Annotated in this window: 19 protein-coding genes; 1 reads left to right on the forward strand and 18 read right to left on the reverse strand. The window is 59.2% G+C overall.

Annotated elements, in window-relative coordinates:
* Positions 1-91: 91 nt before the first annotated feature.
* Positions 92-1,570: a CDP-glycerol glycerophosphotransferase family protein gene (locus IEW63_RS02120; protein WP_188634937.1), complete on the reverse strand. Its 1,479-nt coding sequence runs from the start codon at positions 1,568-1,570 to the stop codon at positions 92-94.
* Positions 1,571-2,006: 436 nt separating this feature from the next.
* Between IEW63_RS02120 and IEW63_RS02125 the strand changes: the two genes are divergently transcribed.
* The gene (locus IEW63_RS02125) at positions 2,007-3,290 is read left to right on the forward strand and encodes a sugar transferase (protein ID WP_188634938.1); all 1,284 of its coding nucleotides are present in this window, start codon (positions 2,007-2,009) and stop codon (positions 3,288-3,290) included.
* Here the strand turns inward: IEW63_RS02125 and IEW63_RS02130 are convergent, their stop codons facing one another.
* The 17 genes from IEW63_RS02130 to IEW63_RS02210 form a co-directional block, all read right to left on the reverse strand.
* Entirely contained in the window at positions 3,291-4,445 is a 1,155-nt protein-coding gene (locus tag IEW63_RS02130) for a glycosyltransferase family 4 protein (RefSeq protein WP_188634939.1), read from the reverse strand.
* Positions 4,442-5,578 carry a glycosyltransferase family 4 protein gene (locus tag IEW63_RS02135; protein WP_188634940.1) on the reverse strand — a complete coding sequence of 379 codons (1,137 nt, stop codon included), beginning with the start codon at positions 5,576-5,578 and terminating at the stop codon, positions 4,442-4,444. Before IEW63_RS02135 ends, IEW63_RS02130 begins: the two co-directional genes overlap by 4 nt.
* Entirely contained in the window at positions 5,562-6,923 is a 1,362-nt protein-coding gene (locus IEW63_RS02140; RefSeq protein ID WP_308423587.1) for a glycosyltransferase family 4 protein, read from the reverse strand. The genes IEW63_RS02135 and IEW63_RS02140 overlap by 17 nt, the downstream gene beginning before the upstream one ends.
* Positions 6,907-8,166, reverse strand: a complete 1,260-nt coding sequence (locus IEW63_RS02145) for an ABC transporter ATP-binding protein (protein WP_188634941.1) — start codon at positions 8,164-8,166, stop codon at positions 6,907-6,909. Before IEW63_RS02145 ends, IEW63_RS02140 begins: the two co-directional genes overlap by 17 nt.
* A complete protein-coding gene (locus tag IEW63_RS02150) occupies positions 8,166-8,963 on the reverse strand; it encodes an ABC transporter permease (protein WP_272872566.1) in 798 nt (265 codons plus the stop codon). Before IEW63_RS02150 ends, IEW63_RS02145 begins: the two co-directional genes overlap by 1 nt.
* Positions 8,963-10,411, reverse strand: coding sequence for a mannose-1-phosphate guanylyltransferase/mannose-6-phosphate isomerase (locus IEW63_RS02155; protein ID WP_188634942.1), 1,449 nt, complete (start codon positions 10,409-10,411; stop codon positions 8,963-8,965). The genes IEW63_RS02150 and IEW63_RS02155 overlap by 1 nt, the downstream gene beginning before the upstream one ends.
* 2 nt (positions 10,412-10,413) lie before the next feature.
* Positions 10,414-11,385, reverse strand: a complete 972-nt coding sequence (gmd, locus tag IEW63_RS02160; protein ID WP_188634943.1) for a GDP-mannose 4,6-dehydratase — start codon at positions 11,383-11,385, stop codon at positions 10,414-10,416.
* On the reverse strand, positions 11,382-12,302 hold the full coding sequence (locus tag IEW63_RS02165) for a GDP-mannose 4,6-dehydratase (protein WP_188634944.1): 921 nt from the start codon (positions 12,300-12,302) through the stop codon (positions 11,382-11,384). Before IEW63_RS02165 ends, gmd begins: the two co-directional genes overlap by 4 nt.
* A 299-nt stretch (positions 12,303-12,601) precedes the next feature.
* The gene (locus IEW63_RS02170) at positions 12,602-13,714 is read right to left on the reverse strand and encodes an acyltransferase family protein (protein ID WP_188634945.1); all 1,113 of its coding nucleotides are present in this window, start codon (positions 13,712-13,714) and stop codon (positions 12,602-12,604) included.
* 101 nt (positions 13,715-13,815) lie between these two features.
* Complete coding sequence (locus IEW63_RS02175; RefSeq protein ID WP_188634946.1) at positions 13,816-14,685, reverse strand: class I SAM-dependent methyltransferase; 870 nt, start codon at positions 14,683-14,685, stop codon at positions 13,816-13,818.
* Positions 14,670-15,860, reverse strand: coding sequence for an acyltransferase family protein (locus tag IEW63_RS02180; RefSeq protein ID WP_188634947.1), 1,191 nt, complete (start codon positions 15,858-15,860; stop codon positions 14,670-14,672). The genes IEW63_RS02175 and IEW63_RS02180 overlap by 16 nt, the downstream gene beginning before the upstream one ends.
* 5 nt (positions 15,861-15,865) lie before the next feature.
* Positions 15,866-16,726, reverse strand: a complete 861-nt coding sequence (locus IEW63_RS02185; RefSeq protein WP_188634948.1) for a class I SAM-dependent methyltransferase — start codon at positions 16,724-16,726, stop codon at positions 15,866-15,868.
* Positions 16,723-18,168: a glycosyltransferase gene (locus IEW63_RS02190; protein WP_188634949.1), complete on the reverse strand. Its 1,446-nt coding sequence runs from the start codon at positions 18,166-18,168 to the stop codon at positions 16,723-16,725. The genes IEW63_RS02185 and IEW63_RS02190 overlap by 4 nt, the downstream gene beginning before the upstream one ends.
* Positions 18,165-19,370 carry a glycosyltransferase gene (locus IEW63_RS02195; RefSeq protein ID WP_188634950.1) on the reverse strand — a complete coding sequence of 402 codons (1,206 nt, stop codon included), beginning with the start codon at positions 19,368-19,370 and terminating at the stop codon, positions 18,165-18,167. The genes IEW63_RS02190 and IEW63_RS02195 overlap by 4 nt, the downstream gene beginning before the upstream one ends.
* A 360-nt stretch (positions 19,371-19,730) precedes the next feature.
* Positions 19,731-21,797 carry a DUF6311 domain-containing protein gene (locus IEW63_RS02200; protein ID WP_188634951.1) on the reverse strand — a complete coding sequence of 689 codons (2,067 nt, stop codon included), beginning with the start codon at positions 21,795-21,797 and terminating at the stop codon, positions 19,731-19,733.
* 4 nt (positions 21,798-21,801) lie between these two features.
* Positions 21,802-22,236, reverse strand: coding sequence for a GtrA family protein (locus IEW63_RS02205; protein WP_229710289.1), 435 nt, complete (start codon positions 22,234-22,236; stop codon positions 21,802-21,804).
* Complete coding sequence (locus tag IEW63_RS02210) at positions 22,233-22,949, reverse strand: class I SAM-dependent methyltransferase (protein WP_188634953.1); 717 nt, start codon at positions 22,947-22,949, stop codon at positions 22,233-22,235. Before IEW63_RS02210 ends, IEW63_RS02205 begins: the two co-directional genes overlap by 4 nt.

Here is a 22,949-nt window from a genome sequence, read left to right on the forward strand (position 1 = left end):
CGCCAGGGTGCCCAGCCATGCCAGTGCACCCAGACCATACCTCGAGACCCGGGAATGGCTGCGGTTCAGGTACCGCAGCAACCGATAACTTTTATTGAACTGCACTAGCTACACTCTCTCTTATCACCTGGCTGAAGCGGGCAAGGGAGCCCTCGGGGAAGTCGCCCAGCGAATCCCGGCGGACTTCAGCACGGTACTGCGCCAAAGGGTCTTCGCTTTGCAGTAACTGCAGCGTGTCCCCTACATCGTTGGCAGAGCTTGCCTTGTATGCCGCGCGGGCAGAAGGGAAGTTCTGATCTATATCCATGGCCTGCATTCTCTCGTTTACGCAGAGAATGATGGGCTTTCGCGTGATCAGATAATCGTTGAGCACGCTGGATACATCGCAAATCAATACGTCACTCTTGTTCATGCATTCGTGAATGGAGGAGAGCGACTCTTCCACAACAATTCCGTTGGCCAAGCAGAAACGCTTCATCGCCGCCAGGCGTTCACCATCTTCATGACGTCGGGAACCGGTATAAGGATGCGGTTTGAAGACAATCTCTACATCGTCGCGCCCGGCTAGCTGCTCAAGTATCTCCAGACCCAGGTGGCGGATCGATGAGTAGTCCGCCTCGTCAACAAAGCCTTCCCATGTCGGTGCGTATAGAACCCGAAGTGGAAGTGATGGATACCGCCCGTTGTCAGCCTCGTCCAGCAACATTTCTGCCTGAGGCCGCCCTACGTATTCAATCTGGCCCTCGCGCAGCGATAGCCCCGCCTCCATCAATCGGCGGTGGGCCATGGGGCCTGCAAGCAACAGCTTATCGTAGGCCTGGAGCAACTTGCTCTGGTTGACCGCCTTATCGCTTTCGCCATGGTTGATGAAGTAGTGGTTCAGACGAAACTGTCTCAGTGCCTGAACGTTCTGCATGGTATTGGCGGGATAGAGTACGGTCCTTACTCCCCTCGTCAACACCCGTTCCACATGCGCCATATTGCGAGCATAAAAAACCGGGATGGCTGTTTCGGAAATGCCCTCGTATATGCTCCGTTGGCGCGCGATTACTACAACCGGCACGCCAAGGCGCTCTAATACCGGTATCCACTGATTAATCTGGTAGGCTACGTTAGCCAGTCCACTCACGTAAACCGCGACCATAGGCTGATATTGATCCAGCGCAACTATTGACTGAGAAATCAGAGCTTTCCGTCTGAACAGTCGATGCAACAGCGAGACAACGCTGGGGCTCAAGCAAAGGCCAGCGAGAATCAAGGCCAGCCAGCCAGCCCCGGTAGCGACAAGCAGCAGTAGAGGCACGAGCCCAAGGGCGAGCGCCACACGTTGCGCATATACCGGATTGGGAGCGCGATTACTCTGCGTCAGACGCTCTACAGGCACCGCTGCGGAAAATAGAGTGTCATGAACACGCAGCAAGGACTGGAGCAAGACAGTCACCAGAAGCAGCAATACATCTGCTGGCGAGAGAGCGCCTTTCATGGCGGCCACCAAGCTGCCCACCGAGAGCGTCAGCAGAATCGGTGTGGACCCTTGTTTGGCGGCATAGCGATAAAGTTTCCTGAACACCTAGCTTCCCTAATTCAAACCAGCCTGGAGCCAGCTCTTTGCCTGTGGTTAAAAACGGCTGCGCAATGGCGAGGCGGCAGGCGACTTACTGCCTGCACGCCCAGCGAGGGGAACTTGTCGTCCGCGCATCGGCGGCAGAAATGGGCCACATGGCGCGGGCCCGAAAAAATTGGGAATATTACCACGCTGCCTTACAATAGCAACCGGCCAGTAGCCATCATTTAAAGGAACTGTAATGGAAATGTGGAATAATGGCGGGCCAGATTTATGTCCTGTTTGGGCGAAGCCTGGAAGGCCCTTGCGCGTGATGGCGAAGCAGGCACATGATGCCGGAATATCGGATACGACCGGATTGGCCGTCAGGCCCCTCGCTTGTAGCTCATTGAGATAGCGATGCGGGAAACCATGGTCAGTCTCTGCTCACCTGGAGTTTTGTGTGCCCAAAAGCTTTAAACGTCGCCACTCACGCTGGTACGAGGTGGTGCTTTTCAATCAGGTGTTCCTCTTCCTGCTCGGCTATGCGGTAGTCGTGCTGCTGCCAGCCTGGCTGCGGTGGGGGAGCGTGCTTTTCAGCTGGCCATTGGCGGAATCCCCGTTGAACACGCTGCTGGCCAACAGTGCTGCCTACATACTTTCATCCGCAGTGCTGAGGAAGTTCAAGCGATTCCACGGCAGGAGTTCGCTGTCTTTCATCATTCCCACGATGCTGGCAGCCTGGCTGGGCGTGGTTGCCATTCTGCTGTTTCTGCGGGAGGAATATTACGCTCGGCAGGTGCTTACCTATTCCTTTCTGCTGGCCAATCTCTGGGCCTTCGCCGGCTATTTTCTGGGGCTGCGCTACAGCAAGCCAAAGCTGGCATTGGTGCCGTTCGGCCGTGGGATGGAGCTGGCCGATACCTCCCGGGCGGTGGTTACCGTCCTGACCAGGCCGGATCTGGACGGCCGTCGCTATGACGGGATCGTGGCCGATCTGCATTCCGTGGACCTTCCCGATGAATGGGAGCGCTTTCTGGCCCGATGCACGCTGGCCCGCATTCCGGTGTTCCATACCCAGCAGGTCATCGAGTCGGTGACGGGGCGGGTGAGGGTCAATCATCTGTCGGAGAATATTTTCGGTGCGTTGCTGCCTTCCAGCACCTATCTGTTCATCAAGCGCGTGGTGGACACCTTTCTGGTGTTGCTCGCTGCACCGGTATGGCTGCCGGTAATGCTCGTCATCGGTCTGATCATCAAACTGGAAAGTGAAGGGCCCATGTTCTTTGTTCAGGACAGGGTAGGGCTGGGTAACAAGCGCTTCAGGATGTACAAGCTGCGCAGCATGCGCATGGACTCGGAGAAGGACGGGGCCCAGTTCGCCGAGGAAGGGGATGCCCGCGTGACCCGAACGGGGCGCTTCATTCGCAGGACGCGGCTGGATGAAATCCCCCAGTTCCTCAATGTGCTCAAGGGCGATATGAGTCTGATCGGGCCGCGACCGGAGCAGATCGCCTTCGTGGAGCAGTTCGAAAAGGATATTCCGTTCTACTCCTACCGCCACGTGGTCAGGCCTGGGATCACCGGCTGGGCGCAGGTGCTCCATGGCTACACAGCGGATGTGGATGATACCTCGGTGAAGATCGAGCATGATTTCTACTACATCAAGCACTTCTCACTGTGGCTGGACATTCTTATCGTGATCAAGACGATCCGCACTGTACTGACGGGCTTCGGGGCGCGCTGATCAGGAACAGGCCCTGGGCTGGGCGCCGCAATCACTGATGCTCCTGTCCAGGCGCTGATACATGCTATGGAACCGTTGGCCCATGCGTTCGGCGGTGAAGTGGGTCTCATAACGCTGTGCCGCTGCCTCACCCATTTGCCGGGCCAGGGCCCGGTTGTGCCAGAGCTCATTCATTGCTGACCTGAGGGCGGCGGGATCGCTGGGAGGGATCACTATTCCGGTCTGCCCATGAATATTGATATAGGTCGTGCCCGTGCCGATCTCGCTGGAGATCATGGGCTTGCCGAACATGGCGCCTTCCAGCAGCGAGATGCCGAAGGCTTCCGAGCGCAGGTGGGAGGGGAACACGACCACCCGGCTCAGCTGGAGCAGGGCGTTCTTTTCCCGGTCGGGCAGGGGGCCGAGAAAATGGACGTTATGCAGTCGCAGGCGTTCCGCTTGCTGCCGAAGGGTATCTTCCAGAGGCCCTGCCCCCACGATGACGACAGGAAAGCTGGTATTCCTGCAGGCGTCCAGCAGGATGTGCAGGCCCTTGTAATAGCGCATGACGCCGACAAACAGGAAGAACCCGTCAGGGAACTGCTGCTGCCAGTAAGCCAGACGCTCGGGATCGATATTGGCGCAGGCTTCATCCTTGTCCAGGCCATAGGGGATGATCTCTGTCTTGTGCGCATAGCGCGCCAGTACATCGCTGGTGGCCAGATAGTTTGGGGAAGCGGTGACGATCTGGTCGACCGACCGCAGAAAGCGGTGCATCAGCGGGCGGTAGAGTCGCAGGAGGGTCTTCTGACGCACGATGTCCGAATGGTAGCTGAGCACGCTTGGTTTGCCATGCCCGGCGTGGAAGTGCATCAGGTCCATCAGTGGCCATGGGAAGTGGTAGTGGACGATATCCACGTCAGCAGCCAGTTTACGGAAGCGCCCGAAAATTTCCCGGGACAGGCCGGTGGATGCCAGGTTCAGATCCTGCCTCGCCTGGAATACCTGGTGGCTGCCGACCTGTACCGGTGATGTTGCCGGATCGGGGCTGAGCGTCAGCACCTCGCTTTCCACCCCCAGAGGCTTGCAGGCTTCACAGAGCTGGAAGATGGTCTGCTCTATTCCGCCGGTTGACTCGGGCAGATAGGCCTTGAAGACATGCAATACACGGGTCATGAGTACCTCGCTGCCTTATACGTATCCGCGGTGATCCGGGCGCAGTTCTTCCAGCTGAACAGTCCGGCGCGGGCCAATCCCTGTTGACGCAGCGTGCACTGCAGCTGCGCATCTTCCAACAGCCGCAGCATCTGGGCCCGGAAGCCTGCCATATCGTCAGCATCGGCATACAGCGCCGCTTCGCCTGCGACTTCCGGTATCGCCGCGTTGCGGCAGGTAATGACTGGCGTGCCGCTCGCCATCGCTTCCAGTACCGGCAGACCAAAGCCTTCATAACGGGACGGAAACAACAGCGCCTGTGCGCCAGCCAGCAACTCTGCGACCTGTTCCTCGCTCTGGTATCCCAGCAGACGGATCTGGCCGTCGGCTATCGCCTTGGCGGGGATCTTGCCCATTTGCTCCAGTCGCCAGCCGGACCCGCCCACAACCAGAAGAGGCATCCGGTTGCGAATGGCTGCCGGCAAACCCAGGTAGGCGTTGATCGCCAGCTGAAGATTCTTGCGGGGCTCCAGCGTACCTATGCAGAGGTAGTAGCCGCGCATTTCCAGCTGCAGGGCGGTCAGACGATGCTGCAGTTCCTCTTCATTCCTCGGGCGGAAGCGATCGGCCACCCCGAGCGGGGCTATCTGCAGTTTTTCCGCAGGCAGGCTGTAATGTCGGATGGCTTCGTCCGCGATGAAGTGGGAGTCGACCATGATCCGGCTGGCTCGCTCGAGGCTTTCCGGCAACCTGCGCTCGATTTCCCGCAGACGGTCAACGGGCTGGGTGTCGGGATAATGGACATGGGTCAGGTCGTGCAGGGTCATCACGGTGGGACCGTCAAAATGCAGGGGCCACAGCGTAGGGTTGTGATACAGCTGCGGCTGCACCAGGCCTGCGCCATTATCAAACCTCCTTTGCATGACTTTTCTGCGAATACGATAGGCACCGGGCAGTGCAGACCTGATGATCTTCCGCAGTGTGCTGTAACCGGGCCGCGCCGCAGCAGGGAAGTCTCTGCGCCACCCCAGACCGTCGAACAGATGCAGATCCAGTTCAGGAAGCTGCTGCAGGGCCAGGCCCAGTTGCAGGGTGTATTCACCGATGCCTGTCCGTGGCGCTTGCAGAATACTGACATCAAGGGCTATGCGCACTTGAACCTCTGGCCAGGACGTTGACGTTTTCCTGCACTCTGGAAATCAGTTGTCCGGTTGATTCCTTCCAGGTCAGCCACTTCCACTGGGACATGTCTCCCTCGACCGGAAAGGTGCCGCTGCTTTCATAATGGCTGACCAGCCGCGCCAGGTTGGCCGGGTCGGACAGCTCGAAATACGCCATGGCATCGCCGCCAATCTCGCGGAAGACCGGGATATCACTGGCCATGACGGGCAGCTTTCGCTGCATGGCTTCCACCAATGGCAGACCGAAGCCTTCCACATGCGATGGGAACAGCAATGATCTGGCATTGAGGTAGCAGTATTCCAGCTCCCGATCGTTAAGGTCGTTCCACATGAACAGCCGCTTCCCCAGCTGGGGGTGCCGCCGTATGCGTTCGATCAGATGTTCATTCTTCCAGCCGATCTTGCCGACGAAGCATAGCGCGGCATCCGTGTTTTCTGCCCATAACAGGTCAAAGGCGTCCAGCAGATACACGTGGTTCTTGCGTGGCTCGATGGTACTCACCATCAGGTATACCGGCCGCAGGGCGAAGGCCTGCTCGATTTCAGGGCGAATCAGACTGTCAGGCCGGATCTGGTCCAGGTCACTTCCCAGGTGAAAGTAGTCAAACCAGCGTTGTTGTGCCGCTTCCCGACCAAGTCTGGCTTCTACTTCCTGCTGGACTTGCTCGATGATGGTCCGGGAAATGGCTATGAAACCGTCTGCGGTGCGCGTTACCCAATCAAACCAGTGATCAAAGACACGGACCAGGCCGTCGTCGCAGAACTGGGGATGGGTCAACGGCATGAGATCGTAGATCACCGAGACGATGTAGACACCTTTGGACTTGAGCTGCTCGGCCATCGGAAAGAAGTCGGCATGCCAGGAAGAGTCCAGCAGTATCAGTACATCGCCGGCCTGGCATTCGAGCTCCTGGAGCCGGTTGGTATCCACGTAATTGAGGGAGGTCCAGGACAGGCATTTCATGGTGACTGAGAGGGCCAACTGCATTCCCAGACACACCGACTCCCTGACCACTCTGCGCACGGAGGAGCCGATTCCTTTGCGCGAGGCCCGGTAGAGCGTGATCCGCTCGCGTAAACGTCCCAGTCGGTTGTGCTGCCATGTCAGCCAGGCGTGCAGCCGGGTGCGGATCTTTTCATTGGGACCCGGATGCAGCTGATTTACCTTATAGACCCTGTCGGGCGTCAGGATGACCGGTATGCACTCGGGCGCGTCCAGGTGCTTGAGGTTGTTGACGACATTGCGTACGACCCGCTGGATGCCGGAGTTGGTGTCCGGATGTTCGTATACGTACGTGCACTCAATGAGATACCGCATCAGGAGCCTCCTTTTTCGAGTTGGACTGATGATCTATCTCCAGCCGGGCGTCCAATGATGCACAGCCCACGAAGTCCGGCTTTCGCGTGTTGATGACATGGAAGATCAGGGCAAAATCCCGCCACTCGTAATTCTTGTCCAGATGGGAGTCCAGGCGGGACAGGCTCAGGGCGACCGAGTAGTTGCCCTTGCCGAGATTGGCATCAAAGCGGTAGCTGTAGGTGACCTGCTCTCCCGCCTTGAGGTCCTCCAGCGGGCGATTGATGCGGTGGGTATTGATGCCATAGATCGGCTGGCCCATCCGGTCCTTGATCATGAAGCCCAGCACCAGCCGCTCCAGGTCAGTATTGATGTCCACGGTTACCTTCAGGGTGACCGGGGTGCCGGTTTCCAGCACCTCGACGGGCCTGCCCTTGTCATCGAGCAACACCACGTCGGCAATGCTGGCCTCGCCGGTTCCGGATATGGTGCGTATGCGGTTGTCGGCCAGGCGCTCCTGGCGGATGGTGTCCTGCTCACGCTCGGCAATCATGGCGCTGAAGAAGTCCATGACTTCCTCCGGTGCGCCTTCCAGCGCAACGCGGCCTTTGTCCAGCAACAACGCACGATCACATATGGTCTGGATGGCCTGACGGTCGTGGGAGACGATCAGCAGCGTGGTGCCCGCCTTGCGAAATTCGCGGATGCGGTCGAAGCTCTTGTGCTGGAAATATGCATCTCCGACCGACAGCGCTTCGTCGACGATCAGGATGTCGGGGCGGCTGGCGGTCGCCACGCTGAACGCCAGGCGCATCTGCATGCCGCTGGAATAGGTGCGCACCGGCTGGTCCATGTACTCGCCGATCTCGGCAAAGGCTTCGATGCCAGGCATCAGCCCGTGCAGCTCTTCCATGCTCCTGCCCAGCAACTGGCCAGCCATGAAAACGTTCTGACGGCCGGTGAACTCGGGGTGAAAGCCCATCCCCAGTTCCAGCAATGCCGCTACCCGGCCTTGCAGCCTGATGCTGCCGGCGGTTGGCTGCGTGGTACCGGTAATCATCTTGAGCAGGGTGCTCTTGCCGGCACCATTGACGCCGATGATGCCCAACGCCTCTCCGGGATTGACCTGGAAGTTCACGTCCTGCAGCACCCAGCGCAGCTGATGACGGGTGGTCCATGGGGTCAGCCATTCGGCCAGTCTGGCCCAGCGTGTCGGGTATTGGCGGTAGGCCTTGCCCAGCCCGGAAACGAGAATGCTGCTCATCAGAGTTCATCCACCATTTCGCCTGCGCGCTTGCGAAACAGCGACAGGGCCAGCAGACACAGCAGCACCGAAATCACTGCCATGGGCCAGAGGGTTTCCCACTGCGGCCAGGTGGCCTGCACGAAAATGGTCTGGTAGCCCTGGATGATTGGCACCATGGGGTTCCACTTCAGCAGCTCCGCTGCGCCCTGTGGCAGGATGTCGGGAGGATAGATGATCGGCGTGAACCAGAACCAGAACTGCAGGACGATGCCGGTCATCTGCCCCACGTCGCGGAAGAACACGTTGAGTACCCCCAGGATGATGCCGAGCCCTACGGCAAACACGACCTGGATGAGCAGGATGGGCAGCATGCCCAGTACAACCCAGCCCGGGAAATTGCCTGTAACCAGCAGAAAGCCCAGAAAAAGCCCGAAGATGATGGCGAAGTTGAGCAGGGCGTTGAGCACTACCACCAGCGGCAGACAGATCCGCGGGAAGCTGAGCTTCTTCAGCAGGTTGGCGTGCTCCAGAAATACGGCCTGGCTGCGACCCAGAATCTCGGCGAACAGGCCCCAGGTGAGCAGGCCTGCGCAGAGGTAGATGCCATAGGCCAGATCGTTGTCCACGCCCGGCAGGCGCGCCCGCATGAGCTGGGAGAAGATCACCGTGTAGACGATGATCATCGCCAGCGGATTGATGATGGTCCACAGAGCGCCGAGCAGGGAGTTGCGATAGCGACTCTGGAACTCCCGCTGCACGCTGCCCAGCACGAAGCCGCGGTAATGCCACAGCGAGTTGAGCATGGCGGCGGACATCAGGATACCCTGCCGTACTTGTCATCCAGCCGGACGATATCGTCTTCCCCGAGATATTCGCCGCTCTGCACCTCGATGAGTACCAGGTCGATCACGCCCGGGTTGCTCAGCCGATGCCGGTGCCCGGCGGGGATGAAGGTCGACTCGTTGATATTCACCATGCGTGGCTGGTCTGACCCATTGATGATCTGCGCCATGCCCTGAACGACGATCCAGTGCTCGCTTCGATGGTGATGCATCTGCAGCGACAGGGCTGCGCCGGGCTTGACCACTATGCGCTTGATCTTGAAGCGGGGGCCTTCTTCCAGCACGGTGTAGCTGCCCCAGGGGCGATTCACCGTGTCGTGCAGGTGATAGGCTGGGTGCTTCTCCTGCTTGAGGCGCTTGGCGATGCGGCCGATATCCTGGGCGCGGTCGGCACGGGCGACCAGGACGGCGTCACTGGTGTCGACAATGATCAGATCTTCCACACCCAGGGTGGCAACCAGTCGGCTTTCGCTGTGAACTATTGTGTTGCGGGTATCTTCCAGCAGCGCGTTGCCATCCACTCGGTTGTTGTGCTCGTCGGCCGGTACAAGTTCGCCGACGGCGGTCCATGAGCCTATATCGCTCCAGTCGAAGGCGGCCGGTACCACAGCCACCTTGCGGGAGCGTTCCATCAGCGCGTAGTCGATGGAAATATCCGGCAGCTGCACAAAGCTGTCCTGATGCAGTTCCTGCAGCAGTACACCCCCGCTGTCATGGGCGGGGCTTGCCTCCAGACACTCCCTGGCGGCGGCCAGAATGTCGGGGGCATGCTCCCTGAGCTCCGCCAGCAAGGTATCTATCCGGAAGCAGAAGATGCCGGCGTTCCACAGGAATCTGCCGCTCTCAAGGTACTCACGGGCGGTTTCCAGGTCCGGCTTCTCCACGAAGCGGGCCACCTGGTGTCCGCCCCAGTCGTTGAGCGGTTGTCCTGTCTCGATGTAGCCGAAGCCGGTCTCGGCACGGCTCGGCGGGATGCCGCAGGTGACCAGATATCCTTCCTCGGCCAGCTGCCTGGCATGGTCCATGGTCTGGACGAAGGCGGTTTCATTCTCGATCAGGTGGTCGGCGGCCATGACCAGCAGCACGCTGTTCTCGCCATGGGTCTCGACAAGGGCAAGCGCGGCATGGGCGATGGCCGCAGCCGTATTGCGGCCCTCCGGCTCCAGCAGATAGTGCGCCTGATGACGCTCGCCTATGCAGGCTTCCGCCAACTGGTCCTTGCTGGCGAAGTAATGTTCGCGGTTGGTGACGGTCATTATGGTGCCGCCGCCCGGCAGCAGTGTCGCGGCACGGCGGTAGGTCTTGCCCAGCAGGGTCTGCCCGTCGGGCAGGCGCATGAAGGGCTTCGGATGACCCTCGCGGGACACAGGCCACAGACGCGTGCCGGCACCGCCGGAGAGGATGACGGGGATGATCGACATGCTTACTCCTTGCTGACCCGGCGCAGGTCAGCCTCAACCATCATGGCAATGAGCTCGGCAAGGGTGGTCCGCGCGGACCAGCCAAGCTGGCGTTTGGCTTTGGCAGGGTTGCCCAGCAGGACATCCACCTCTGCCGGACGGAAATAGCGCGGATCGATAACCACATGATCCTGATAATTCAGCCCGACCTGCTCGAAGGCCAGCGAGCACATGTCGCGCACTGTGGAGGTCTGCCCGGTGGCGACGACATAATCGTCCGCCTTATCCTGCTGTAGCATGAGCCACATGGCTTCCACGTAATCCCCGGCATAGCCCCAGTCGCGTTTGGCGTCGATGTTGCCGAGCCGGAGCTCCTTCTGCTTGCCCAGCTTGATGCGGGCCACCGCATCGGTGACCTTGCGGGTGACGAACTCGATGCCGCGCAGGGGAGACTCATGATTGAACAGGATGCCGCTGGAGGCGTGCAGGCCAAAGCTTTCCCGGTAGTTCACGGTGATCCAGTGACCATACAGCTTGGCCACGCCATAGGGGCTGCGGGGGTAGAAGGGCGTCGACTCGTCCTGACGCTCCGCCTGAATCAGGCCGAACATCTCGCTGGTGGAGGCCTGATAGAAGCGCGACTCGGGAGAGAACTGCCGAATGGCCTCAAGTACGTGGGTAACGCCGAGCCCGTCGACAACGCCGGTCGTCACCGGCTGGTCCCAGGAACTGCCGACAAAGCTCTGTGCGCCGAGGTTGTAGACCTCGTCGGGGCGCGACTTGATCACCGCACGCTGGATGGAGCAAGCGTCAGCCAGATCCCCCTCTATGTACTCGATGTCATTGGCGATGCCCAGCTCGCGCAGTCGCCAGCTGGTATCCGAGCTGCGTCGCGCGACCAGGCCGTAGACCCTGTATCCCTTGTCGAGCAACAGTTTTGCGAGGTAAGCGCCATCCTGGCCAGTAACACCGGTAATGAGTGCGTGCTTGTTCATTGTTGTTGTGAGTTCCTCTCTTCCCAGTCTCTGAGCACATCGTGAAGTGTTGTGGTTATTGTTATCCGTGGCTGCCAGCCGGTGTGGCGGCGCAGTTTCTCGCTGCAACCGTAAACCCGGCGCTGCTCTGCCCGGCGCAGGCGGTTCGGGTCCTGTTCCAGCGAAACATTGACCTCCGCCAGATCGGCCATCTGCATGATCAGTTCGCGGACGTTCCGCTCCGTGCCAGAGCAGACGTTATAGATTTCGCCGGAGCGGCCATGCTCCAGCAGCTGAAAGTACGCCTGAACCACGTCCCGGACATCGAGAAAGTCGCGGCTGACATCCACATCGCCGACCTGGAGGCGCGGCGGCTGCAGCCCGAGGCGCACGCGCATCAACTGGCGCGCCATATCTGGCAGCAGGAAGTCGCCTGCCTGACCGGGACCTGCGTGGTTGAACGGCCGGGCGACGATGATGCGCCAGTCGGGCTCGCTGAAGGCCCACTGCAGGCAGAGATGCTCTGCGGCGAGCTTGCTGACGGCGTAGGGGTTGCGCGGCCGGGGCAGGTAGGCTTCGGTGATGGGCAGATGTTCGACCGGCACCTGGCCGTAGATATCGCCCGAACTGACGTAGAGAAAGGTGCCCTGGAAGCCGTGGCGCTTGAGTGCCTGCAGAAGGTTCAGCGTGCCGAGCAGGTTCACCTGCAGGGTCTGGGCCGGGTTGCGCACCGCCTCCGGCACGAACGTCTGGCCGGCGAGGTGAATGACGGCTGCCGGCCGCTTGTCGCACAACCAGGAATCGAGGGAGGCTGCATCGAGCAAGTCATGAGGCGCGTGCGCTATGGCGCGCCACTTTCCGGTCGGCTCGGCTTCCAGGTGGCGCAGTACAGATGTACCGACGAAACCGTTCTGTCCGGTTACCAGCAATTCAGGCATGGTGCCGCCATCCAGTGTCGAGTGGAGAGCGCTCGCTTTGCCGGTCTCCCCGGGGAGTCGGAGTGACTTTTGCTAAGGACATTCCCGCCGCCTTTTGTTGTTGGAGGTGCGATATCGGGTTAAGTGTCTGTACTACCGTGAGACAATCTCAGTGGATTAAACGTATGTTTGAATCCCGCTGTCAAGCGCTACCAGCGCAAACGCGGGAAAACTTAGAGTTCCCCCTTTTTCTGAGACGTTGGTCACATTTTTGATAAATATCGAGCTTTTCAGAGGGCAGACCCTCGTTGGAGATCGGGCTAAGCGGCTTTTCGGGGCTCGGTCAGCTCATCAACCGATTTATGGTTATCTGCCAACGCCGCCCGGAGTTTCGATTGAGAGTTACGGATTGCCAGAAAAGGTAGCTCCACATAACTGTAGCTCAGGCACGAAAGAGTCACCACTACCGGCAGGGTGATGGCCAGCAGGGTATAGCGGTCGGGGTTGAATGTGACCAGCAGAATCCAGATCACCGGCCAGTGCCAGAGATAGATACTGTAACAGCGCTGACCGAAGAAAATGCTGGGTCGGGTGCTGAACAGCCACTTAAAGAAGCTGTTGCGTGGGGAAACCAGTAACAGGGTCAGCATGCTGGAGAGAATAATTGCTGCGCTCTGCTGCCAGTAAAAATAGGCCATGTCGCGGGGGGTGCCGAAAGCCAGCAGTACCAGATAGGCACAGCTTGCCAATAACAACAGGGCGTGGGGTACCGGGCGCTGGCTCCATTGCTTCAGTGCTGGATAATAGAGCGCCAGCAGCCCCCCTGCGACGAAGGCGTCCATGCGGGTATCAGGAGCGTAATAGAGTCTCGACCACGACGCGCCATTGCCGATCAAGTAGACTTTCCAAAGGGTGCAGGCGCTAGCGATCAATATCAGAAAGGCGGCAATTCCGGATGCATCCCATCTGAACTTGAGCAGGATCCAGAACAGTATTGGCCATAACAGATAAAACTGTTCCTCGATAGCAAGGGACCAGGTCTGACCGAAGAGGGTTGGCAAGAAGTAGTTCTCCAGCTTGGTGAAGTTGGAGACGTACAGCAATGTTGTAATGGCGTCATTGAGTGATGGCACCGGATCTTCCACTACCAATAGTGCGATGGAGGTGAAGACTGCGACCACGACGATGAGCACAGGATACAGCCGCATCAGCCGGCGCTTCCAGAAGTCGACAAGGTCTATCCCCCCCCGCTTGGTTATATTGCGCCAGATAATGGATGTAATCAGGAAACCGGAGATAACGAAGAATAGCTCCATCAGTATCATGGCGCCTGGAAACCATGGAAGGTTCACATGCGCTAGAAGTACGCCGAAAGCCATCCAGCCGCGCACGCCATCCAGCGCTGGGTAGTAATTACCCTGATGTGTGTTCACGGTATTCACCTGTTTTTATTTTTCTTGAGTGCTGATATTGGTGAGGGACGTTCTCAGCGCCGCCCTTAAAGCAGTGGGCCGTTTCCGCATGGCTCACGATGTCACAGCGGTTTGCGAGCGATAATCGCCTGGCTCTTCGGCAAGGCCTTATCGAGGGCCTGTTTGATACGCGGCCCATCGCGCATGGTCAGCAGGGTCTCCCAGGTGCGCCCCCATTGTTCAAGCAGCGGATGCCACGGGTCAGTCAACTCCTGATCGCAGGTCCAGAAAAAGGCCCAGAATACCGACCAGAAGAATCCATAGCTGGCTTGCTTCTCGATGATGAGTCCCGATTCGCTTACCAACTTGGCAAAGTCCTCACCGGAAAAGATATTGATATGGTTAGGCTTCTCGAAATACATCTGTGGAGCGACCGTCTGTTGAACCGTCTCGCTTCTGATGTCGGGTACGCTGAGCAGATAGAGGGCGCCGGGCTTGCCCACGCGAACCAGCTCTGCCAGGAAGTCTGCTGGGCTGTCGACATGCTCCATCACTTCCATCGCCACCACTTTATCGAAGTGGTTGTCCGGCAGCGGCAGGGGGCTGGCGTCACTGACGAGGGGGTGGATCCCACGTGCTGCCGTACCCCGCAGGCGCTGCTCCGCCTCGCGAATCTTATCCGCGTCCACATCGACAAACGTCACCTCAGCGCCCTGGTTGGCGCAGAAATGGACAAAATTGCCGTCACCGCAGCCGACGTCCAGCACATGGTCCTCGGCTGCCACCGTGAAACCGCTGAAGAGCTCTCCCGTTTCCTTGTGGAACCAGCCGCTGAGGTAAGCGTCGCGGAGGGTGAAGTCCGTGGCTGGGGCGGCATCTACGGCGTCTGGCACCGGTTCGATAACAGCGCGGACGTCTGTTGCTGTCGAGGCGGCCGGCTCGGCAGCCACTTCCTGAGGTCCAGACAGCATGCGTTTCAAGGCGGCGAACATGATTCTCTCCTGCTGGGTGGTATTACTGGTGTAGCTAACGTTGAAGATGCCGGGCCTGAATGATGGCTGGCGAGGCCTGCGGCTATCGCAGCGCCCCGGCGCCGGAGCGGCAACTCCACCCATCGGTAATTGAGCTCGGCGCAGACCAGTATCAGCATGGCGGCTACCGCAATATGAAAGTGCAATTGTTCCGGGCCGGCGACCGCGCCGGGATGCAATCGCATCCAGATCTCGCGGGTGAGGAAGAACGCCGGAATATGGATCAGGTAGATGGCGTAGGAGCGCGCTCCGATCCAGACGAAGAGGGAGCGGATGGGGGCCGGCAGGAAGAGGTCGTCATTGTAGGAGGCCATCCATACCAGCAGGGCGCTGAGAAGCGCGACCAGGCTCATCCTGTGACTTGCTATGCGCAGCTCGTCCGAGCCCAGCAGTGCCAGGGAAACCAGAATCAGCAGCAATGGCAGCGCGCCCCGGAGCGGGAGCAGTTTGAGGAACTCCGGCCGGGCCAGCTGATAGCTGGGCTGCCGGCTCCAGATAGCGAGCAGGACTCCCAGCAGCATGCCATCGCAGCGAAAAACCATCATCGCCATGCTCCGCTCCTGCACCAACTGGTAGAGCACGATGCCCAGCAACACCGGTACCAGCCAGCGACGGGACAGCAGGACGATAATCGGCAACAACAAATAGAACTGCTCCTCCAGAGAGAGACTCCAGTACACGAAGCTGGCGCCGTATTCGCTGCGCATGAAGGTTTCCAGAAAGCGCAGGTTGGCAATATGCAGGAAGCCCGCCACGGTAGCTTCCAGGTTGGCGCGTAAACTGCCGAAGGTGCCACTGTCGCGGAACAGGATGGCGCCCAGAAGCATCAGCAGCAGCCACAGCCATGCCGACGGCAACAGGCGCCACGCCCGTCGGATCCAGAATGCCAGGGTGACCCGGGCAGCATCGAGCTGGATTCCGGCCGATTGCAGTTGGGGAAGAAGCGACCTGGCGATCACGAACCCGGAGATAACGAAAAACAGGTCCACTCCTACCCAGCCGCCAAAATACACCGCGAGCCGCTCAAGGCCCGGGGACGTCCAGGTGAAGAGATTGTCCCGCGCGTGATGGACAACCACGCCGATAACGGCCAGCGCGCGGAGTACTTCTATGTCGAGGATCCGGTCTCTGCCCATGCGAGTCAGCCCGCGGGTTTGCGTGCGATGAAGATCCGGCTCTTGGGCAGCGCCTTGTCCAAAGCCTCTCGCAGGGGCGCTGCTTCCGGCAGGCTGATCAGGCGAGCCCATACCGAGGTCCAGTCGTCCAGCAGCGGGTAGTAGGGCGGCCTGGTGCAGTCATGGCTGATCGCCTCCGGCTGATTCCCGGCCGCCTTGGTACATACCCAGTACATGCACATCCACAGATTCCAGAAAAAGCCGTAACTGGTGTGCTCGACGATCTCCAGCCCGGTATCAGTGATAAGTCGCGCAAGTTCTGCCGGCTCAAAGATATGGATGTGGTTGGGTTTGCGAAAATACCCCGGTGGCGCAATCGGAAGCTGCAAGCGCTCGGCTGAGGCATCGGGAACCGAGATCAGATACAGCGCGCCTGGTCTGCCGATCCGCGCCAGCTCCTTGAGGATGGCTGCGGGGTCGTCCACATGCTCCAGCATTTCCATGGCTATTACCCGGGTGGCGAAGCCTTCCTCCAGCGGGAGCGGATTGCAGTCGGTCACCAGCCCGCGAGGTGCGCGGGCTGGTGTGTCCCGCATGCGCTCATCGAGCGCGGCAATATTTGACGGGTCGACATCGCAGTACACCACCTGCGCTCCGAGGCGGGCACAGAACAGGCTGGCGCCGCCGGCACCGCAACCGACGTCCACTACGACATCATCAGGACCGATCGGAACGCCTCGGAATAGCTCACCGGTATCGTTCTGGTACCAGCCGGCGCCGACCGCGTCGCTCAGGCCGGTATTGCGGGCATCATGGAAATCAGGGTCGCTCGCCGCCTTGTGCTCCCACTCTGCGAGGCTGGGTACGCGTATCCAGGTAGGAATCATGCTGGGGAGTTCTCCGGTTCCGATTGAAGGAAGTGTTCGAGTCGGGACATTGCGCTTTGAATCGAACAGTGCTCACGCAGACGGCTGACCGCAGCCATGGACATCTGCTCATATCTTTCGGGGTGATGACGGTAGCAATCAAATGCATCGCGGTAAGCGGCGCGCAGGGAGCACCAGTCGATCTGCTGGCGGAGAGTGCGGTAAGCGATACGCGGGTCATGGGGCCACATGGTGGCGTCTGCCCAGCTGTTCACCACGAACGCGACGTCTTCGTCGATATAGTCAGCCAGCGCGGAATGATCGGGCGCCACAGCGGGTTTGCCAAACGACAGATACTCCATGAGCGGCAGGCATTGTCCTTCGCCATAGGAAGCATTCAAGGCGAAATGGCTGCGTTGCATGAGCCTCAGGTAGGCATCGTCATCCAGGAAGCCGTGGAGGAAAACAACGCGACAACGGAAGCGAGGAAGTTTGGGCAGCACCATCAGAAGGCTCTCCAAGGCTTCCTCGTGGTTACGGTGTCCGAGTTTGAACACCAGCGTGGCTTCAGGTTCATCGCGAAACTCGGTGCAGAACGCGGTGAGCATGTCCACCCAGTTCTTCCGGCCATCCATCGGATTGAACAGAGCAGTGAAGACGACGCCGCTGAGCCGCAGCTCCCGTCGGCCCAGTTGCCAGGGATCGTTACGTGTCGCCCATGCATCCAGCTTCTGTTTCCAGTGGTCGGGCACGCGGTTGGACATGACCTGTTGGTACCAGGCCACCATGTATTCGAGCGTGATGCGGCTGATGCTTTTCGGGGCCCGATGGAAACCCTTGTTTTCATCGATGGGGATAAGCCCCCGCGCTTCGGCGACGGCGCGGATAATATCCTGTTCTGTCGGTAGCCAGCGTTCGAGCCCGGGGTCATGGGTGTCGAAAATGGTGCCGCGGGTCACTCTGATCGAATCGTCCCCTTGATCGAGCAGCGTTCCGCGTAGTGCGGCCACTCGATCCCACAGGGGCGCAGGGATGGCCGTAACCGGATAATCCTCTCCCATCAGTTGGCGCACCACGCTTGCGCTCTGCTCGGAATGCACAATCGCGCCGGCGCACTGCCGCAGACACCAGCCCCAGTCATGTTCTGGTCGGTCATCCCACCAGGCTTCGCAGGGCATGCTGCTGAATTCCCAGGCGAACACCGGAATGGTCGGGCAGGCGAGTCCCAGACAGGTGAGGTGTGGAGGAGAAAAACTCAGGAATACGCAGTCTTGACCTTGTCGGAGTGCGGCCTCATAAATGGGATCGACTTCCGTAGCAGGATCTTCTACCTGCTGCACTTCACCGAACTGACGCAGTAGCGGCAGGAACTCGCGGAGCACAAAATAATAGCTGTATTCGGGTTCACCAAAATTATTGAATACTGTTTCGGCATTCATCGCCGAGTACACCAGGATCTTCATTGCGTCTCCCTTCCTGATGTTTCGGTCACGGATGTGAAAAAAACCTGCAGTTGCCGAGCGACCACGCTGGTGTCCGAGAAGTCGCGCATGCGCTGCCAGGCAGCCAGCGATCTGCGCTGGTAGCCGTCCGGGTTGGTCCGCGCCATCTCGTGGCAGGCACGGTAGCCGAGCATGAGAGACTCCCAGTTCAGACGATGCCTGCGCGTTCCGAGCTGGCCCGTCGGGTCGTGGGACCAGCAGGCCGGCTCTTCGGAGGTATGCACTATCTGGCCAACATCTTCATCCAGATAGTCGAGCATGGCGGTATGTCGTGGTGCCAGCGCCGGCTTGCCAGCGGACAGGAACTCCATCAGCGGAAGGCACAGGCCTTCTCCTGTGGAAGCATTCACGTAGAAGTCGCAGATCCGGATCAGGTCTCGATACTTTTCATCATCAAGGAACCCGTGCAGCGTCAGAACGCGGCACTTGAAGGGTGAGAGTCGCGACAGGAGTGTCAGCAGTGGGATGCGATAGAACTCCAGATCATGATGGGTCATCTTCAGGATCAGCGTCGCGTCAGGTCGGTCGCGGAAAGCCCAGCAGAAGGCAGTGACAATGTCATCCCAATTCTTTCGCCCGTCGCTGGGACTGAACATGCTGCAGAACACAACTCCGGATAACTCGATTCGGCAGTTGTCGACGGGCTGTTTGCCAGCAGGATTGGATGGGGGGTGAGCTCCGGCGCGTTTCCGTCTGGATAGGCGCAGCCTGCTGCGAACTAGCGCTCTCAGCCAGCCGCCGAACAGATTCAGGGTCTGCCTGGATGCAGAAGGCGGCTGGGGCGGCGATCCAGCTTTGGTTGGGGTGCGCGGCGGGCGCGGCAGATGCTGCACAAGGCCATTGGCAGATAATCCGAGCGTGTCGCTGTCTATCACGTGCCCCGAGAAATCGAAGATTCTGGGGCTGGAGCCCTGTGCCCAGCCGCCTGGAGGCATCAGTTCACCGAAATGCGCCCATACCGGCGCGGGGATGGCGGCAACCGGATAATTCTCCCCCATGAGATTGCGAACCGCCTGGGCTGATTCGCGGCTGCAGGCAATGGCGCCGGCGAGGCGTTGCAGGGCATAGCGCCAGTCGTTGCGCGGTTCGTTATTCCACGCCCGGTCGGGAGCGTCGTGGAACTCCCAGGCAAACAGGCAGACGGTGGGGCATGCAAGATCCACCGGTGTCTGCTGGGGGGACTGACGCTGAGAAACAGGACGTGTTCGCCTGCCTGGGTAAGCTTCCGATAGAGCGGGTCCACGTCGTCACTGGATTCGACGGGAATAACCCGAGCAACCTGCTCCAGTGCAGGCAGGAAAAGCTTGAGCAGGAAGTAGTAGCTGTATTCGGGTTTGCCCAGCGCCCCCCGAATGCTTGCACCATTCACTTTTGAATTGACGATTATGATCATTTTTATTCTTTGTTATTGCTTTCGCAGCGCGCGCGGCAGCACGCTCCAACCGCTCTGGCTCCGATAATACAAACAGCAATCAGAGCCCGTTGCAAGATGGCGGAAGCATTAAAATGTCGAGACCTCTCAGTCATTTTGCGGGGTCGTGGTCAGCTCCGGTCTGTTTCAATTCGACGCTGATCAGCGACACCGCGGCGACTCCATTGGTAAAGGTCCGTATCTCGCTCAGCGGGATGTCTTCCGCGGTCTCTAGCCTCCCTTGGACCATACCGACTTCTCCATCGGTTCCATTCAGCTCACCACTGGCGTGTTCTACAGGGGCTTTTGCCGCTCCGCTGACGATGTCCCAGTGGCCTGCAACGGTGTGCGAGGGCGCATCGGCGCTGTAGGTTATCAGATAGCGGTAGCTGCCAGCCGGGATGCGGGTATATGGCCCAAAACTGAGGTAACCCACTTGCCCCGGCTCGGCTTGAAGAGCGCCATTCCGAACCTCACCGACGATTGTTGGCAGTTGGCTGGCGTTCCACACGCCCCACCGCTGCGAAAGAAAGTCCGGATGGCTACAGGCCGCGCACAGTGAAACCCTTGGTAACAGCAAACGTACTCCATCAAGAGTGCCGGCTCGATGGTCCGTCGCAGCCGTTCGTGTCACTATGTCCCACAGCTCTTCATCATTGAAAATGTACAGGGCGCTCGCATCGTAATTCCCGGTCTTCACCTGTTCCATGAGCGCGACCCTCGCTCTAGCTTCCTCAGCAACGTCAATACGAGCCAGGTACCCCGAGTTGATTGGCATACCGTGACGCAGGGCGAACTCTGTCATGGGGATAAAATATGGCGGCATATTGCCGGGTCTGACGTAGATCACTTTTTCATAATGTTCACCCAATTCTTCCCAGAGTGGTGAGCTCAGCGGACTGGTCCATCTGGCTTCCGGCTGGAAATAATCGCGGATGCTCTGGAGTGAAGCGGATAGATCATGGATCTGCAGACCCAGTGCCACTACCAGAAGGCAGGTCCCCGCTCTCGTGGGCAGTCGGGTAGAGGCGATGATAATTGCTATCGCGCTTACCAGATAGATTACCGGCCCGAAGAACCGTCCCGGGGAGCGGAAGGTCTGATAGACCTGCACAGCCCATGAAGGGAGCTCAAACTCGATCAGGGTGAAGTTGCCCAGCTTGATAGTGTTGGTAAGGGCAATCAGCAGCAGAAACCAAGCTATCGCTGCTATCGGCCAGACGGTATACATGCTCAGAGTTTCACGGGGCGCCGTAAGGAAGTACACGATGCACGCCGTTACCAGAAGCCCGATAATGCCCGCCCCCAGATAGGCGAATCCATCACTGTCAAGATACGCGTCGGTCAGCCGGAGGTTGGGAAAGAACGTCGACCAACCGCCAGCGGGGTCCACCATGGCTAGAAGGTTCATCCGACCATACGGGTCGGAGACAGTGGGCGTGGAACCCAGCATGAAATAACCGAGAATCCACATCAATCCAATGATCACTGCGGAGCCGACCAGCCCCCGTATCAGGCATTGAACCAGGGTCAACTGCCTGGCCCACAGGCGCTGTAGCAGATCCGCTCCCCAGATTGCAGCGAGCATCACCAGGAGATAAGCGTGGACCAGCGTTGCCAGGGTAAGCATCAGCAGCCAGAAGGTAGCGCGATATCTGGGCGAAAAATAAAGATATAGTCCCGCCAGTAACAGCCACTGCCCGCCCAGAGCAAGATGGATCGTGAAGCGCATCAGGTATGGAGGCAGGAGCAGCAGTAGCGCAGTCCCCAGCGCTAGCTGCCATTGGCTGGTAATGAAACGGGAGAGCAGCAGATAACCGAAGACCGCATGGAGCACCATACAGGTCAGAACCCACAGGCCGAAATACTGGAAGGTTTCCGGAAGCAGGGGGGCGAGCAGCTTGAATGGCAGGGCGAACAGCGGTATCGAGTCCGAAAAGACGATTGAGCTTCCCAGCTCCATTCCGTAATCCGGGTTCGCCCCCAATGGAAACTGTAACCAGGGTGTGTGTCGGAAGTACTCCCAGCCGTAGAGATTGGCCTGGGGATCCAGAAAGCCGTGCATGATCCAATCGGTGTTGCTCGTCACCAATACAGAGAAGCCCCCCAAGGCAAGGAACAGAGCCACTGCCAGCGATATCGGAATCCAGAGGGAAGAGGATAAGCATGAAGGTTTCATTTTTTCACCTCGGCGGTTTGAAGCCCCACAGCCGGCTGGCGATGAAGCTGATGCCGGGCACAATCGCCGCCGAGACAACGGCCGCCCGGGGTGGGGATAGCAGGCCGCTGGAAAGCAACGCGAGGAGCAGGATGTTATTGGCGGCGAAGGCGGCTGCCGCGATCAGGAAAAAACGCAGAACGGCTCGACCAGGCGAGCCAGGGGCGGAAAAGGTCCAGAGGTAATTGCCAGTGAAGGAAATACTAAAGGCAAGCAGGAAGGCAGCCAGGTTGGCCAGAAGCGGTGGCGCGTCCAGATGGGCAATCAGGCTCCAAACGATGCCGATATGCGTTGCGGTGGCGGCGAGGCCTACCATGCCGAAACGCGCCGCGATAAACAGCTCCTGCAAGGATCGTTCGTGGAGGCTGGGCGGCCTGTTGCCGCGGAGCTTCAATGTCATGGTTTTCTGGCCAGGCAGAAGGCGGTCAGACCTGCGCAGCGATTGAAGGGCAGAAGAGGTAGCTCAAGGGTGGACAGGCCGGCCAGCGTCGCGTTCACCATCCGGCTGTGTCGTTTCAGCTGTGATGCCGGCTGATGGTCCCGGGTGCCCCTGTGCCTCTCCAGCAGGCGCAGCGTGGCAGCAATCGGGAATACCGCGCCGAAAAAGTACGAGCCTTTCAGGACTTCCAGACCTGCCCGCCGCGCCACCGACTCGATCTGAGGCAAACGGTAGCGTCGATGATGCTCCAAAAATACGTCATGTTGACTCCAGAGAAACTGGAAGGCCGGAACTGAAATAAGGAAATGCGCACCCGATGGCACCTTGGCGACGTATTCGGCAAGCAGGCCGACGTCGTCCGCGACGTGTTCCAGTACATCCATCAGCAGCACAAGATCACATTCAAGATGCCCCACTGAACGGCGAAAGTGGATTGGTTTGCCGTTGCACTGCCCTTCGTGCTCCGCGGTGTAACTGATGTCTACGCACCACGCCTCGGTCGCAGCGGTGCATTCCAGCAGCGCACGGGAGAAAAAGGCGGAACCCGCGCCGACGTCGAGGATGGATACTGTACCCAGGTCAGCTACGAACTTCTTCATCGCTGCGCTTTTCGTGCGGTAGTACCAGTGCTCGGGAATGTACTCACCCAGAATGTCTGCTTCTTTCAGATCCAT

It is taken from the genome of Halopseudomonas pertucinogena, assembly GCF_014646575.1.
In the GTDB taxonomy this organism is placed as follows: Bacteria; Pseudomonadota; Gammaproteobacteria; order Pseudomonadales; family Pseudomonadaceae; genus Halopseudomonas; species Halopseudomonas pertucinogena.

Coding starts and splice junctions, on each gene's coding strand:
- IEW63_RS02130 (WP_188634939.1), bottom strand. CDS start 4,445: ATGACCCGTGTATTGCATGTCTTCAAGGCCTATCTGCCCGAGTCAACC.
- IEW63_RS02140 (WP_308423587.1), bottom strand. CDS start 6,923: ATGCGGTATCTCATTGAGTGCACGTACGTATACGAACATCCGGACACC.
- IEW63_RS02145 (WP_188634941.1), bottom strand. CDS start 8,166: ATGAGCAGCATTCTCGTTTCCGGGCTGGGCAAGGCCTACCGCCAATAC.
- IEW63_RS02150 (WP_272872566.1), bottom strand. CDS start 8,963: ATGTCCGCCGCCATGCTCAACTCGCTGTGGCATTACCGCGGCTTCGTG.
- IEW63_RS02155 (WP_188634942.1), bottom strand. CDS start 10,411: ATGTCGATCATCCCCGTCATCCTCTCCGGCGGTGCCGGCACGCGTCTG.
- gmd (WP_188634943.1), bottom strand. CDS start 11,385: ATGAACAAGCACGCACTCATTACCGGTGTTACTGGCCAGGATGGCGCT.
- IEW63_RS02165 (WP_188634944.1), bottom strand. CDS start 12,302: ATGCCTGAATTGCTGGTAACCGGACAGAACGGTTTCGTCGGTACATCT.
- IEW63_RS02175 (WP_188634946.1), bottom strand. CDS start 14,685: ATGTTCGCCGCCTTGAAACGCATGCTGTCTGGACCTCAGGAAGTGGCT.
- IEW63_RS02180 (WP_188634947.1), bottom strand. CDS start 15,860: ATGGGCAGAGACCGGATCCTCGACATAGAAGTACTCCGCGCGCTGGCC.
- IEW63_RS02185 (WP_188634948.1), bottom strand. CDS start 16,726: ATGATTCCTACCTGGATACGCGTACCCAGCCTCGCAGAGTGGGAGCAC.
- IEW63_RS02190 (WP_188634949.1), bottom strand. CDS start 18,168: ATGAAGATCCTGGTGTACTCGGCGATGAATGCCGAAACAGTATTCAAT.
- IEW63_RS02200 (WP_188634951.1), bottom strand. CDS start 21,797: ATGAAACCTTCATGCTTATCCTCTTCCCTCTGGATTCCGATATCGCTG.
- IEW63_RS02205 (WP_229710289.1), bottom strand. CDS start 22,236: ATGACATTGAAGCTCCGCGGCAACAGGCCGCCCAGCCTCCACGAACGA.
- IEW63_RS02210 (WP_188634953.1), bottom strand. CDS start 22,949: ATGGATCTGAAAGAAGCAGACATTCTGGGTGAGTACATTCCCGAGCAC.